Annotated in this window: 9 protein-coding genes and 7 pseudogenes; 5 read left to right on the top strand and 11 right to left on the bottom strand. The window is 58.5% G+C overall.

Features of this window, described 5'->3' with window-relative positions; translation table 11 throughout:
* Positions 1 to 34: 34 nt before the first annotated feature.
* Positions 35 to 148, bottom strand: a pseudogene (locus NHAM_RS14260) (IS66-like element accessory protein TnpA); the annotation flags it as partial.
* A 139-nt stretch (positions 149 to 287) separates the two neighbouring features.
* On the opposite strand from NHAM_RS14260, the gene NHAM_RS14255 reads away from it, so the two are divergent.
* The gene (locus tag NHAM_RS14255; protein ID WP_011511226.1) at positions 288 to 1,562 is read left to right on the top strand and encodes an IS256-like element ISNha10 family transposase; all 1,275 of its coding nucleotides are present in this window, start codon (positions 288 to 290) and stop codon (positions 1,560 to 1,562) included.
* Positions 1,563 to 1,620: 58 nt separating this feature from the next.
* Here NHAM_RS14255 and tnpA read toward each other — a convergent pair.
* Positions 1,621 to 1,935, bottom strand: a pseudogene (gene tnpA, locus NHAM_RS25010) (IS66-like element accessory protein TnpA); the annotation flags it as partial.
* 74 nt (positions 1,936 to 2,009) lie between these two features.
* Positions 2,010 to 2,258: pseudogene (locus NHAM_RS28245) on the bottom strand (IS110 family transposase); the annotation flags it as partial.
* Positions 2,259 to 2,393: 135 nt separating this feature from the next.
* On the opposite strand from NHAM_RS28245, the pseudogene NHAM_RS26770 reads away from it, so the two are divergent.
* Positions 2,394 to 2,486 (top strand): annotated as a pseudogene (locus tag NHAM_RS26770) (IS5/IS1182 family transposase); the annotation flags it as partial.
* Positions 2,487 to 2,567: 81 nt separating this feature from the next.
* On the opposite strand, the gene NHAM_RS14245 reads toward NHAM_RS26770, so the two are convergent.
* The 6 genes from NHAM_RS14245 to NHAM_RS14220 all read right to left on the bottom strand — a co-directional run bounded on the left by NHAM_RS14245 (position 2,568) and on the right by NHAM_RS14220 (position 9,600).
* The gene (locus NHAM_RS14245) at positions 2,568 to 3,980 is read right to left on the bottom strand and encodes a mannose-1-phosphate guanylyltransferase/mannose-6-phosphate isomerase (RefSeq protein ID WP_011511225.1); all 1,413 of its coding nucleotides are present in this window, start codon (positions 3,978 to 3,980) and stop codon (positions 2,568 to 2,570) included.
* A 537-nt stretch (positions 3,981 to 4,517) separates the two neighbouring features.
* Complete coding sequence (locus NHAM_RS14240) at positions 4,518 to 5,537, bottom strand: GDP-mannose 4,6-dehydratase (protein WP_245269894.1); 1,020 nt, start codon at positions 5,535 to 5,537, stop codon at positions 4,518 to 4,520.
* Entirely contained in the window at positions 5,494 to 6,483 is a 990-nt protein-coding gene (gmd, locus tag NHAM_RS14235) for a GDP-mannose 4,6-dehydratase (RefSeq protein WP_011511223.1), read from the bottom strand. The genes NHAM_RS14240 and gmd overlap by 44 nt, the downstream gene beginning before the upstream one ends.
* Before the next feature lie 291 nt (positions 6,484 to 6,774).
* Positions 6,775 to 7,566 (bottom strand): ABC transporter ATP-binding protein, encoded by a 792-nt coding sequence (locus NHAM_RS14230; protein ID WP_011511222.1) that lies wholly within the window; start codon positions 7,564 to 7,566, stop codon positions 6,775 to 6,777.
* A 6-nt stretch (positions 7,567 to 7,572) separates the two neighbouring features.
* Positions 7,573 to 8,430: an ABC transporter permease gene (locus tag NHAM_RS14225; RefSeq protein ID WP_011511221.1), complete on the bottom strand. Its 858-nt coding sequence runs from the start codon at positions 8,428 to 8,430 to the stop codon at positions 7,573 to 7,575.
* A 9-nt stretch (positions 8,431 to 8,439) separates the two neighbouring features.
* The gene (locus NHAM_RS14220) at positions 8,440 to 9,600 is read right to left on the bottom strand and encodes a glycosyltransferase (protein WP_245269893.1); all 1,161 of its coding nucleotides are present in this window, start codon (positions 9,598 to 9,600) and stop codon (positions 8,440 to 8,442) included.
* A 436-nt stretch (positions 9,601 to 10,036) separates the two neighbouring features.
* Here NHAM_RS14220 and NHAM_RS14215 point away from each other — a divergent pair, with 436 nt between their 5' ends.
* Positions 10,037 to 11,293 carry a glycosyltransferase family 4 protein gene (locus NHAM_RS14215; protein WP_011511219.1) on the top strand — a complete coding sequence of 419 codons (1,257 nt, stop codon included), beginning with the start codon at positions 10,037 to 10,039 and terminating at the stop codon, positions 11,291 to 11,293.
* 103 nt (positions 11,294 to 11,396) lie between these two features.
* Positions 11,397 to 11,459: pseudogene (locus NHAM_RS29300) on the top strand (IS200/IS605 family transposase); the annotation flags it as partial.
* A 122-nt stretch (positions 11,460 to 11,581) separates the two neighbouring features.
* On the opposite strand, the pseudogene NHAM_RS26765 reads toward NHAM_RS29300, so the two are convergent.
* Positions 11,582 to 11,692: pseudogene (locus tag NHAM_RS26765) on the bottom strand (ATP-binding protein); the annotation flags it as partial.
* Positions 11,693 to 11,813: 121 nt separating this feature from the next.
* Between NHAM_RS26765 and NHAM_RS14210 the strand changes: the two are divergent.
* Positions 11,814 to 12,173 (top strand): annotated as a pseudogene (locus NHAM_RS14210) (IS21 family transposase); the annotation flags it as partial.
* 316 nt (positions 12,174 to 12,489) lie between these two features.
* On the opposite strand, the gene NHAM_RS14205 reads toward NHAM_RS14210, so the two are convergent.
* The gene (locus NHAM_RS14205) at positions 12,490 to 13,647 is read right to left on the bottom strand and encodes an IS110 family transposase (protein WP_011511217.1); all 1,158 of its coding nucleotides are present in this window, start codon (positions 13,645 to 13,647) and stop codon (positions 12,490 to 12,492) included.
* Between the last annotated feature and the right edge of the window lie 87 nt (positions 13,648 to 13,734).

Below are 13,734 nucleotides of genomic sequence, written 5' to 3'. Positions count from 1 at the left end.
ATTGGAATGCATGGCCGGCTTCGTCGGAATCCGCAGTCTGAACATGGCCCAGTGCTCCGATGATCGCCGTCAATGCATCCACATCGCCGCATTCCAGCGCGAGCTTCACGCCGTTCGGCAGCGACACACTCACTTTGGCTGGAGAGCAAAAAGCTGCAACCCTTTTGGATTTCGACCCACGCACTTCATGGGGATGTCCCGGGTTCTGTTGAATTTCTGAAGAGGTCGGCGTTGCCCACCTTGAGCCGGTAGGCTCGGGGTGCTGATTCCACAAGGAGAGCAACGCCATGACGAGAGATATCACACCGGCTGGTTTGCCGGCGACCGGAGCTGTGGACGAAGCGTTTGCGGAAGTGCGGGCGAGCTTCGATCGGTTCTGCCTTACGGCAGGGATCGAAGTGCTCGGCACGATGATGGAGGCGGATGTCACGGCGGCCTGCGGGCCGCGCCACGGTCGCGATGCGGCGCGGCGGGCGCACCGTTGGGGCCGAACGCGGGGACGGATCGGCTTCCACGGCGGCAAGATCGAGGTCGAGCGCCCGCGGGCCCGGGGCGTGGACGGCCGCGAGATCACGATCCCGAGCTGGGAAACGGCGGCGCAGGAGGACTGGCTCGGTCGCTGGGCGATGAACCTGATGCTGATCAATGTGTCGACGCGCCGGTTCGGTCGCGCTGTCCGGCTGCCCGAGGGTGACGTGCCGGCACCGCCCGGATCGGGGGTTTCGAAGTCGGCGGCCTCGCGGAGGTTCGTAGCGCTGTCGGCGGCGCGGCTGGCCGACTTCATGGCTGCCGATCTATCCGCGCTCGACCTTCTGGTGGTGCAAATCGACGGGTTGCATCTCGGCGGCGATCTCGTGCTGGTCGCCGCGATCGGGGTTGACGGCGAAGGCAACAAGCATCCGCTGGCGCTGGTGGAAGGGGCGAGCGAGAACGCCGCAACGGTTCAGGCCCTGCTGGACAACATGGTCGCGCGCGGGCTCGACCCGACGATGCCAAGACTGTTTATCGTCGACGGCGCGAAGGCATTGTCGAAGGCGATCCGCCGCACCTTCGGTTCGGCCGCTGCGATCCAGCGCTGCCAGATCCACAAGGCGCGCAACATCATGGAACGCCTGCCGAAAGAGCATCATGCGGCCACCCGTCGGGTGCTGCGCCAGGCCTGGGAGCTCGATGACGCCGACAAGGCTGAAAAATTGATCCGCAATCTCGCGCGTCGACTCGACCAGCAATGGCCTAGCGTAGCGGCCAGCATCCTCGAAGGCCTCGACGAAATCCTGACCATTGTCCGGTTGAAGCTGCCGAAGGAGCTTCGTCGATCGCTCGCCTGTACCAACATCGCCGAGAACATGATGGGCACCATTCGCCGCGTCACCCGCAACGTCAAACGCTGGCGGGATGCCGGTATGGCCTTGCGATGGGTCGCGGCCGGCATGATCGAGGCCAACAAGGGCTTCCGACGATTGAAGGCGCACAAACAACTATCGGTACTACGAGCGGCCCTTCAAGCTCACCACGATCGCATGACGATCAAACCAGTTGCCCACGTCACGAGGGCTGCGTAACATTCATTCCGCCAACGTCGGCCCGACGTAGTTCAACAGCGATCGGGACATCCCCCACTTCATCGCAAGTCGCCGGCAAATCCACCCTCGCCACGCGGCTCTGCCGCGACAGGGCTCGATCGGAAGCCCCCTCAAGCTGAACCGGGATGAACGCCGGGCGTGAAGACGGCGGCAGCGACCTGGTCGCGGTCTGCTTCTTGATCCATTTCCGAAGCAGGTTCGCATTGACCCCATGCTCGAGCGCAAGCCTCGATACCGAAACGCCAGGCTCAAGGCAGGCCGCGACAAGACGCTCCTTCGATACCGGGTCGTATCGTCGGCGACCGTTCCGACCAACAAGCCTGACCCGCAGTTTCTGATCATCGTCTGCCATCACAAGGTGTCCACCTATTTTGGTGGACACCTCATGCATCAGAGCACTCAACAGCAAAAGGTGCCGCGAAATTCGCGCTTACGGATTAACGACGGGGCGACCACTAAGCAGTCGTAACCGAGCGAACGGATCAACCGATATAGGCCATAACCGGTGGGACCAGCCTCATAACAAAAATATACGTGGTCAAATCTTGAGGCGATTCGCTGGATCGCCCGGCGCATACTCGCGTCCGATGACTCGACTTCACCGAAATAACGGATCTCTCCGTTTCGGCCGCCGTCTGCAACCGCGACCGCATTCTTCAGTTTGGCAACATCGATCCCGACAAAAGCTTATCTATAATCCTGCACGGCTCGTCCTCCTGTGGTGAGGATCGGCTCGGCCTGCCCGAGCAACCCTCGGACGCGCAGTGTAGGGCGAGCCACCTCACCATCGAAGACGGACATACGGTCTTACAGTTCAGGCGCGTCGCAACCCGCTACGACAAACTGCTCGCCAACTTCATGGACTTCGTCAAGCTCGTCGCCATCGCCATCTGGCTTAAATAGTTAAATCGTCGCTACGGCCTAGCTAAGCAGGGCCTGGACCATGTTTCCACAGATTAGGCGATTCGGCTCCCGCATCGAAGCTCAGCTTCGCCGATAGTCATCCTCGATGCGGATAATGTCGTCGTCGCCAAGATAGCTACCGGTCTGCACTTCGATCAGTTCCAGTGGAATCTTGCCGGGGTTTTCCAGCCGGTGGGTGGCTCCGATCGGAATATAGATCGATTCGTTCTCGTGCACGGTCTTGACGAGGTCATCGACCGTCACCTTCGCGGTGCCCCGGACCACGACCCAGTGCTCCGAGCGATGATGGTGTTTTTGCAGCGACAACCGCTCGCCGGCCGTCACCGTGATGTGCTTGACCTGATGCCGCTCGCCCCTGTCGATCGACTGATAGGCGCCCCAGGGCCGATGGACCCGGAGATGCTCTTCCGTGACCTGCGGCGCCAGCGCCTTCAACTTTATGACCAGGCGTTTCAGCCCGTTGGCGTCCTTCTGGCGCGAAACCAGCACGGCATCCTGCGTCGCCACCACCACGAGATCGTCGACGCCTTCCAGCGCGACCAGCGCCTTGTCGGTCGAAACATTGCAGTTGCGGGAATCCTCGAACACTGCGGTCCCTTGCGCCGCATTGCCCTGACCGTCCTTGTCCGACAACTCCCATACCGCGTGCCACGATCCGACGTCCGACCAGCCACAATCGACCGGAACCACGGCGGCATGTGCGGTCTTTTCCATCACCGCGTAATCGATCGAAATCGCCCGCGCCTTCGAAAAGGCGTCCGGGTCGAGCGTGACAAAGCCGAGATCCCGGCCGGCCTGGACCACCGCATCGGTCACCGCCCGAACGCTTTCGGGATCGACGCTACGGTATTCATCGAGCAGCATCGCCGCACGGAACATGAAGTTGCCGCTGTTCCAGAGATACCCCGCCTCGACGTAGCCCGAGGCGGTTTGCGAATCGGGCTTCTCGACGAACGTCGCCACCGCGCGCACATCGCCCGCAACCGCCGCACCCAGGCTGATATAGCCGTATTCGGTTGCCGCCCGCTCCGGCCTGACGCCGAAGGTCACGATGCGGCCGGCATTCGCTGCAGCCAATCCCTGACGGCAGGCTGAGACGAACGCATCCGTGTCGCGCACCACGTGATCCGCCGCAAGCGCGAGAACAACGGCCGCGTTGTCACGCATCTGCGCGAAGGCGGCTCCCGCGGCGATCGCCGGTCCGGAGTCGCGCCGTGCCGGCTCCAGCAGAATGTCCGCTTCAAGTCCGATCTCCGCGAGCTGTTCAAACACCATGAACCGGTACGCGGCGTTGGTGACCACGATCGGCCGCTCGAACAGCGCGGGATCGGAAACCCGCCTCAGCGTATCCTGAAACGTCGAACGCGGCCCGAACAGCGGCAGAAACTGCTTCGGGCGGTCCTCCCGCGAGGCCGGCCACAGCCGGGTTCCAGCACCGCCACACATGACGAGCGGAATGATACGCTCACTCACAAGACAATCTCCACATGCTGATCTGTCCATTAGAGTCTGATTCAACTGCGCTGAATTCAGACTCTAGCCTTAATCCTTTCGATTGAGCATGATCTTATCCGAAAACCGGTTTCCACTTTTCGGGATCATGCTCTAGCTCCCGATTCCGACGTTCGCATTTCCTTGCAGCCACCTTGATGCGAACCCGGATCATAGGGATACTCAAAACCTTATGATCATGACGTGTTTGGACTGAGACGTTCGTTTGACGGGGCGGGATCGGGTCATGAGGCAATCCTAAGAGCCGGACCACTAGCCGACCCGATGATAACGACAATACCACGCTGCAAAACGATGGATACCGTCTTCCAGAAGCGATGGATACCGTCTTCCAGAGAGGGGCGCGAAGCCGCGCGGCTCGATCCTCCGGAACCAGGTCGACCTGATTGACTAAAGACCGGAAGATCTCGGAAGTGCACGGCTTCGTCTCCTCGCCGTTAAGTTCTCGGCAAAGGGAAATGATTGATGAACTCGCTTTTCGGTTTCTTAGCCAGTCACTCAGTCTCGTGCAGCACGGCGACGGCAATCGTCGAGGACCGCACGCAGTGTGTCATCAAGGGTATATTCAGGGCGCCACCCCAGAAGTTCGCGGGCACGGGTGGCATCGCCAATGATGCGTGGCAGGTCGCTCGGGCGCCTTCTTTCCGGGTCATGCTCGATCGTGATCGGCACGGTGCTTTGCGTCAGGAGTTTTAGCAGAAGATCACCGATGCGGCGGGGAATGCCGGACGCAACATTCAAAATGAGGCCTGGTTCGAGGGAATCGGAGCGCTGGACGGTCAGTGCGTAAGCGCGCGCAACGTCGCGCACATCGAGGAAGTCGCGTTCGGCGTCAAGGTTGCCAACTCTCAGGACGGGTTCGATCTGCCCGGCTTCAATCCGCGCAATCTGCATCGCGAACGCAGGGATCACAAAGGCTTCGGTCTGGCGGGCCCCTGTATGATTAAACGGCCGCAGCCGTATCACCTTCAGCCCTCGCCGTACCAACGCCCCGAGTGCAAGATCGGCCGCGGCTTTGGTGACGCCGTAGTCATCGACAGGAGCCGGCACGGCGCTTTCGTCAAGCAGCCGACCGGACTTGGCTGTTTCGCCATAGATCAGGCCGGATCCGACATTGAGCAGCCAACAACGTGGCGCGTGATCAAGCAGCGCCTGCGCAAGATTGCGCGTCCCGCCGACATGCACAGCCCATGCTGTCCCGGGATCGGTGGAGGCTGCACCAACAGCGGCGATTGCCGCAAGATGCAGCACATGGGTGGGGTCGTTTCGGGCGATGGTCGCATGCACGGCGGCTGCGTCGGTGACATCGAGCGCTTGCATTTCCCCCAGCTGAGGATGCACGCCACCAGCCTTCGAGGTTGCGACGATCTCAGTCTCCGCACCGCAGATTCTGCGCAAGGCTTTCTCGATATGAGGGCCGACAAAGCCATCCGACCCCGTCATTAAAACCCGTATGGTCATGTTGTGCGCAGCATTACAGATGCTGATGGCGTTTAAGGCGCGCGAGATCGGCTTCAATCATTTCAGCAACCAAGTCTTCAAGGCGCGTTTCCGCCACCCAGCCAAGTCTGTCGCGCGCCTTGTCGGCATTGCCGAGCAGAACATCTACTTCAGCAGGCCGCATATAGCGCGGGTCTGTGACGACATGATCCTCCATATTCAGGCCGACATGATTGAAAGCCAACTTACAGAAATCTCGCACTGAGACGGTGCGACCGGTGGCAACGACATAGTCATCCGGCGTGTCTTGTTGCAACATTAGCCACATCGCTTTGACATAGTCGCGTGCATGGCCCCAGTCGCGCTTGGCATCGAGATTGCCCAGCGCCAACGTTGTTTCCAGACCCAGCTTGATCTGCGCAACGCCATCTGTGATCTTGCGGGTGACAAACTCGATCCCGCGCAACGGCGATTCATGGTTAAACAGGATGCCACTTGAAGCATGTAGCCCAAAGCTCTCGCGATAGTTGACCGTCATCCAGTGAGCATAGAGCTTCGCGGCCGCATAGGGCGAGCGTGGATAAAACGGCGTTGTTTCGGACTGTCGCGGCTCCTGGATTAATCCGAACATCTCTGAAGAGGATGCTTGATAAAATCGTGCCTTGGGGCAGGCGATCCGAACCGCCTCCAGCATATGGGCTGCACCAAGTCCCGTCACGGTGCTAGTCAGAAGGGGCTGTTGCCAAGATGATTTGACGAACGACTGCGCTCCCAGATTGTAAACCTCAGCCGGCTGCACATCTTGCAATACCCGGAGGAGTCCGGAGAGGTCGGTCAGGTTACCATCGTGCAGCGTGATCTTTCCAGCGACGCCGAGCCATTTCAACCGCGCATCGACCACGTCGGCCGACGCGCTACGACGCAGCAACCCGTGAACATCATAACCCTTCTCGAGCAGAAATTTTGAAAGATACGCTCCGTCTTGTCCGGTCACTCCCGTAATCAGCGCTCGTCTCGCTTGCATCGTTTACACTCGCTGTGGATTGATTCTCTCGAACTAGATAACGGAGCCGTTCACCAACGTCCTCTGTCCAACGCCGTTATGACGGTTCGAGGGGCCGCAAGCACTGTGGAAAATTGTCCCCGCTAAGGCAACTGCCGGTCTGCATCTCGTCCACCATCGCCGATGTGCGCGGCGTCTAAATCGGAATCTGGATCGACTCGTTCTCTGTGGTTCTCAAGGAGAAGATATCTGCGGCCTCGATAACAACTATCCCAAGAATAATCCATTTCAATTTTAGCCTACCATCATCGCTCAAACAGTGTCGCGAGACGTGACCTCAGCATAGGCGTCAAGAGTTTGGGCGAGTTCACCCTCGAACCTAACCTCGCCCTTGTGCATCAGAACACCCTTGTTACACCAGCGTTTTAGGACCTCGGCGCTATGTGATGCCAGGACGAGAATGCTCGCCTTCTCGACGAATGTCTCGACGCGGTGCTGGGCCTTGGACAAAAAGGCCGCATCGCCCGCCATGATCCATTCGTCCATCAACAAGATCTCCGGCTCAAAGCACGTCGCGACGGCGAACGTCAGGCGCGTCATCATGCCGGATGAATAGGTTCGGACTGGAATATCGAGATAGTCGCCCAACTCGGTGAATTCGACGATATCCGCCATGCGCTCCTCGATCTCTTCTGGACTTAACCCTAGAATAAGTCCGCGGAGACGGATGTTGTCATAGCCACTGATTTCACTGTCTATGCCCAGACTGATGTCGAACATCGGCGAGATCCGTCCGCGCGTACGGGCAGTGCCGCTCACAGGTTCATACACGCCTGCCATAACCCGCAAAAGCGTCGTCTTACCAGCGCCATTCGATCCGATGAGCGCCACGCGATCACCAACCTCAAATTGCAACGAAACATGTCGCAGTGCTTCGACTGTAATGCGATCGTTGGCATCTGTGGCAAGCTGGCCACCCGAGCCGCGAAACAGCAGGCTCTTCTTCAAGGACCGCGATCCGCCGTGATATATCGGAAACGAAACGCTGACGTTTTCAAGCGACAACGCCGCTCCTAGCGATGCTTCGATCGATGCTTTGGACATACAAATTCAGACCCAATAAGAAATCCGCGAGCGAAAGCGTGCAAAAAATGCTCCCGTGACCGCGGTGTTGATGAGGGTGATCAAGAGAATCGCCAAATAGCTTTTGCTGGAAGGCACTAACCCCAGCAGCGGTGCTCGGACGATTTCCACTAAATGATAAAACGGATTGAAATCCAAAACGAATGTGCGTCCCTGCAGCAGGCTTGGCATCCAGAAAATCGGTGTGACAAAAAATACGATCTGTACGAACGAAGCGATGAGCTGAGGTATATCGCGGAACCGCGCTGATACCATCCCGATGAAAAGGCTAATGATCGCGCCGTTTAACAGTACGAGTATCAGGCCAGGAATCGCCAGCAGCGAAACTGCGCCCGGCCAAATCTTGAAATAAAGAATCACGCCCAGATAAATGACGGCATTGTGCGCGAAGATGATCAGCTTGCTCCAGCAAGATCGATAGACATATACGGAGTAGGGCAGCCGTATTTGCTTGATATAGGATTCGGAGCCGGTGAAGAGCGTTCCTGCTTCGACTAGAAAACTTGCAATCAGCGTCCAGACCAAAAAGCCGACGCACAAAAACGGCAGAAGGTTGTCGACCGGGGTTTTGAAGAGTTTTGCATACAGGATGCCAAGCGCAACCACCATGATGGCCATGCTAGCCGTTAGCCATAATGGCCCAAGCAGCGAGCGACGGTAACGTTGCAGAATATCATTCCAGCCGAGCCGCGCCCAAAGCCGCCACAGCAGAGCGCCGGAAACGATGTCGGTGACCGCAACAGCCGTTGCATTGCCAAGGCCGCCTTGCGTTACGATTTGGGGCGGTGATGGCTTCCTGCTAGTATTGTCAAGAGCAAATGTCATGAGGCTAAACTATCCGACTGTGTTCGATCGATTGCGTTGGCAAGACTGAGTGACCTCGTCGTAGACTACCTTCATACGAGAAAGAAACCGATCATTGCTGTATTCTGTCCGCGCACGGAGATGTCCTGCTTCTCCAAGTCGCCCAGCCAGCGTCGGCTCGTCGAGGATTCGCCTAATCGCTGCAGCCAACGCGTGGGAATCATGGTGCGGAACGGTCAGCGACTCCTTTTCGTGGCGCGCGATATGCGGGACCGCGGTCGTCAGTGCTGTGTTGACGATCGGAAGGCCTGCGGCCATGGCTTCGAGTTGGACGATGCCAAACGCCTCCGCGCTCGTGACCGAGGGAAATGCCAGCACGCGTGCGGCGTGAAGATAGGTCTTCATGTCGCTCCGTGCCAATCGCCCGGCAAACGTGACGCGCGCTGTGAGTCCGGTGTCCGACGCCGTTCGTTTAAGGTCCATTTCGAGCGGTCCCTCGCCGATGATAATCAGTTGTGCATCCAGCTCCTGCATCGCGCGAAGAAGAACGTCGAGCCCCTTATACGGCACAAGCCGCCCAATCGTCAGGACCATGCGCGGATACTGGTCCCGAAGCCTCAAGGCCGTGTTGCGCTCCATTGCGCTAGGGGTATTCCAAAAGTCCACATCCACCCCGTAGGGGACAACTACGCACTTGTCAGCGAAGGGGGATAGAAGGGGAGAGTTGTCGACAATGGTGCGATCGGAAACGACGATGCGGTTGGCACGCCGCAAGGTCCTTTTGATCACCGGAGTCATCAATGTTTTCAACCACGAATGGCCTACGATATCTGCGTGCCAGTAAACGATCAGCGCGACGTCATCAGGTAAAAAGCTTGACACCATATCCGCGAGCGGGAACGGGGCATGATGGACCACGATGTCAACCGCGCTCGAACGCCTGAGCAGCACAAGCGGAAAAGCAGGGGCTATGGGAGTTGAGAATATCGTGCCCAATGACGAAAGTGCTTCCACCGGAACGTCATCGATCACGTAGCGGCGCGCCTTTCCGACCCGCCTGGCAACCAGAATGCCGTTTGTGACGTCGTTATCGACGAGCCGGCTGAGCGCAGCAATGACAAACGGAATGCCGCCGTCGATATCGGGTCGGTAGACTTTATAGCTATGAAGAATTTTCAACGAGCCCTGCATGAAACGATATCAAATCGGAGAAGACAGTCGGCGCGACCCTGTGAAAACCTGATGGGTCGAGTGTCGCGCTTGTTAACATATAGGGATCCTCAGTCACGATCCGACGGCCGGCTTTGACGAACCGCGCGTCCAATCTGAGTCGACTCCGATTTTGGTAATGCAATATAATGCTAACGGCCGGTACTCAAGCTCAGCCACACCGGGATTCCGACTAGGAGGTTTTCCGAAAACCGTGTCCGAAATGAAGCTTTTTGAAGTTGCTACACGCGATAGGTGTCTTCTACATATAAACGTGGCATAAATGTCACTCTGAGAGAGGTGGCGGTAGCGTGAGGTCTGCTAACCGACCGCATTTTGAATAGCTCGCGGCGAAATCGAGTTTTCTTTTGCCAAGATGCACACATAACGCTGCAACAACGAGCATATACGCGAGATAATGATGATTTCTGCAAAAGCTACGGTGGCGGAGCCTGGAGGGGCGGTCAGGGTAGGTATCGACAGCGACATTCTTTATTCTGGCATGACCGGGGTCGGGAATTATTGTTTCCATCTTCTCAAGGCATTATTGCGCGATGACGAGGACCTTTCCTTCTCCGGGTTCACCGGCATAAGGTGGCAGGCGGTTCGACTCGGCGATCTCGATGAGATCGAGCGCCTCCAAGGCAAGAGTTTCGTAGCGGTGCAAGCTAGAATTGACCGCTCATCTCAGCGCCTTTGGAGAGCGAAAAACATCCTCCAGACGAAACTGGCGCGGATCGACGCGGCACGGGTTATCTATCGCCACGTGCGTGCCGCACGTTTCGGCGTGCGTGGTCCCAACACCCCGCTCGATCTATTCCACGCCTTCAAATACCTTCCTGTTGGGGAACTTGCTGTGCCGACGCTGCCGGTCGTTTACGATCTGTCGTTCGTGCGATATCCAGAGGCGCATCCGCGGCAGCGGCTGCGGGATCTCGAGGGGTTGCCGGCTGCCATTGCGCGTGCGCCACTGGTTCATACAATCTCAGAGTTCAGTAAATCCGAGATTGCCAGCGTCTATGGTACTTCGCCGGACAAGATCTTTGTTGCCTCTCCGGCCGCCAGCAACATCTTTCAGCCGTTAGGAGATGGCATCACGCGCGCCGATCTCACGCCATTTGGGCTATCCCTGCATGGTTATCTTCTTGCGGTGGGGACGTTGGAGCCCCGAAAAAACCTGAGAACTCTAATTTCGGCCTACGCACAACTTACGCCAGCAGAGCGCGCTCGTGCCCCTCTGGTGCTCGTCGGCAAATCCGGCTGGGGCGATCTGGATTTGCCACGTGAAACCGACGCATTGAAGAGCGATGGCACATTACGTTTTCTAGGTACCGTTTCCGATATTCAACTTCGCAGCCTATATGAGGGCGCGATCGCCTTGTTGTTTCCCTCTATTTATGAGGGCTTCGGCATGCCGGTAGTTGAGGCGCTTGCGTGCGGCACGCAGGTGGCGCACAGCGCCGCCACCTCAATGGACGAAATCACTGATGGCACCGCCACGCTGCGCGCGCCCGCAACTGACGTCGCAGCCTGGTATGTCATCATAAAAGAACTGACTAGTAATTTGCAACGAATCTCACAAGACCGCGACGCTCGCGTCGCACGCTCGCGGAGGTTCGATTGGCAGCGAAGTGCGCAGGCCGTGAGGGCGGCCTACTCGCAGATCGTTGTGTGAATGCATGGTTTCCACCGAGCCATTGAGTGCCACGTTTAGAGTCCCCTTTCTGGGATCAGTAAACCCCTCGCCTTTAGGCGACGGGATGCATTAGCATCCGGCGATGCAAACGGCGAAGTCTGGCAGTCATACGGTGTGGGACTGCAAATACCATATTGTGTGGGTGCAGATTCCGATGAAGTCGCCCGGGCATTCCGAGATGATGCCGCCCATGGATTCCGACATGATGTCGCCCAGGGCGCGTGCCTCGCTGGCTGCTAAAGTTGTGCCATTGCTTGTTGTGAATGGTCAATCTTTTTTGGTGGACCTTTCGCGGGTGCGGCGCAGGCTGTCTCCAGTGAGATCGACGCGGTGAGCGTTGTGGACGAGGCGGTCGAGGATGGCGTCGGCGTAGGTTGGTGAGAGCGGCGGTGCAAAATTAGTCCACGGTAGCGGCGGGATGGTCCCGCTTCGGGCGGCGTAAAAGCCGGCCACCTATTTTCCTTCTGCGACGAATGCAGGAGGGTTGGGGATCTATACCGTGGAATTATATCTGAAGGTTCGTCTGGCCTGTTCTGAAGGAATGAGTCGGCGTCAGGCTGCAAAGCATTTCAACATATCGCGCGATAGCGTGGCCAAGATGATGTCGTATTCGACGCCGCCGGGCTATCAGCGTCAGTCACCGATCCGGCGGCCTAAGCTGGATGCATTTGTTTCGACGATCGATCACTGGCTTGACGAGGACATGAAGGTGCCGCGCAAGCAGCGCCATACGGCCAAGCGGGTGTTCGACCGTCTTCAGGGCGAGTGCGGGTTCACGGGCGGCTACACGATCATCAAGGATTACATGCGCGAGCGGGATCAGCGTCGCCAGGAGGTGACCCCCGCTCGGGCTACGCCCTTGTATGGGAGTTGTTCTGTCAAGGCTTCTCGCGTCGGTTCTCCTGATATTTTCTGAACCGAGTGGAGCTCGCCATTGGGCGCAGTGCATCGCGCCGCAACCTTGTATTCGGTTGGGTCCTCGCAGGATCCAAACCATGAAGCAGGCATTCGCTTCGGGGGCGAGGCTCCGAAGCGGCAGGCCCATTCTCCCTACGGCGTCGAAGCCAGGGCGTAGCTCGGGTCACCGCCACCTCGGATCAGCATTGACCGCCTGTCGCAACGTTGTAACCGGCCGTCAAAGGACGTGTCTCCTGTGGACCTATTGGAGCTGCTGCTCACATTCCCGGTCGCAGCACGACACCGGTCGGGACTTCGCCGACTGTCACCATGCGCCAGAGCGCGATCAGCAGCTTTCTGGCGAGCGCCACGATCATCGTCGTCTTGCGCGCACCCTGACCAGTTCGAGCCCGGTACCATTGCGCCAGCCCGCTATCCTTTTGGAACATCAAGAATCGCCAAGCGAGCTGGATTAACCCACGGCGCACTCGGGCATTGCCCGCCTTGGCAAGCCCCTTTTCCCGTCGCCTCGAGCCACTCTCGTCAGGAGAGCCCGTCAAGCCGGCATAGCGGGCCACCGCCCGACGATCGCGCAGGTTGCGGTTCAACACCTCCTGAACCAACATATCGGCCGTTTCCAATCCGACTCCGATAACCCTGGCCAGGAGCGTTGTCATCGCGTTCGGTCGCGACGTGGGTGCCTGCTGCAATCGTACAAGTCGCGCTTGTTCGATGGCCACGATCTGCTCGCGGATCAAGGAGAGCCGCGTCATCTCGCGCCTCATCTCTTCCAGCAGATTCGAGGGAAGCAGCTCCCCTTCCGGTGTAAGCAACGCGCTCAGTTTTTCTGGAGCTCGCCGCAGTTCCGGCTTGAATCCGCGAATCCCCAACCGTGCCAGGGCGCCCTTCATTCGATTGATGATCCGCGTCCGTTCGCCAACCAGACTTTCTCGCTCTCTGCTCGGCCGCTTGGCGTCTTCCTCCTCGTAGGTCGGAATCGCGACCATTCGGCAATGACCGCGTTCGCCACGTAGCCAACCGAGAAAGACGCGCAACAGCATCGCCGTATCCAGCCGGTCGGTCTTCGCCCGTCGGTGCTCGCGCGTGACCGCGACGCTCGTCGAATGGATCACATACGCCTCGATGCCACGCTCTCGCAGCCATCGCGCCAGCCAGAACCCGTCGCGGCCCGCCTCGAAGGCGAGCACGACCCGCTCGATCCGCCGCTCCTTCCTCTCCGCTTCGCAGCGCCAGCGACTGACCAGGTTGAGCAAAGCCACCGGATCGGGATCGAGCTTCTTTACCGGATGACGCTCAATGCCTGGCACCATCCCGGCGACGAGCCAACTCGACTTGCTCAGTTCGATAACCGTCATCAACGTGCTATCTTGAGCCAACGCGGTGAGGGAACGACTCAAATCATCGACTGCGGGCATGAGCTACATCCATCTTTGGTTGTCCAAGCGCCGATGGTGCCTCAACCTCGCCGCTTCCCATAGCTTCTCCCGGCGGTCTCCTGCGTT

The sequence above is a fragment of the Nitrobacter hamburgensis X14 genome (genome assembly GCF_000013885.1).
Taxonomy (GTDB): domain Bacteria; phylum Pseudomonadota; class Alphaproteobacteria; order Rhizobiales; family Xanthobacteraceae; genus Nitrobacter; species Nitrobacter hamburgensis.
Note: the sequence above shows the minus strand (reverse complement) of the source record. Positions and strands in the feature narration are given on the sequence as shown.

Excerpts from the sequence above, each read along its gene's own strand:
- NHAM_RS14215 (WP_011511219.1), top strand. The coding sequence starts at position 10,037 with ATGATGATTTCTGCAAAAGCTACGGTGGCGGAGCCTGGAGGGGCGGTC.
- NHAM_RS14225 (WP_011511221.1), bottom strand. The coding sequence starts at position 8,430 with ATGACATTTGCTCTTGACAATACTAGCAGGAAGCCATCACCGCCCCAA.
- NHAM_RS14255 (WP_011511226.1), top strand. The coding sequence starts at position 288 with ATGACGAGAGATATCACACCGGCTGGTTTGCCGGCGACCGGAGCTGTG.
- NHAM_RS14220 (WP_245269893.1), bottom strand. The coding sequence starts at position 9,600 with ATGCAGGGCTCGTTGAAAATTCTTCATAGCTATAAAGTCTACCGACCC.
- gmd (WP_011511223.1), bottom strand. The coding sequence starts at position 6,483 with ATGCAAGCGAGACGAGCGCTGATTACGGGAGTGACCGGACAAGACGGA.
- NHAM_RS14230 (WP_011511222.1), bottom strand. The coding sequence starts at position 7,566 with ATGTCCAAAGCATCGATCGAAGCATCGCTAGGAGCGGCGTTGTCGCTT.
- NHAM_RS14205 (WP_011511217.1), bottom strand. The coding sequence starts at position 13,647 with ATGCCCGCAGTCGATGATTTGAGTCGTTCCCTCACCGCGTTGGCTCAA.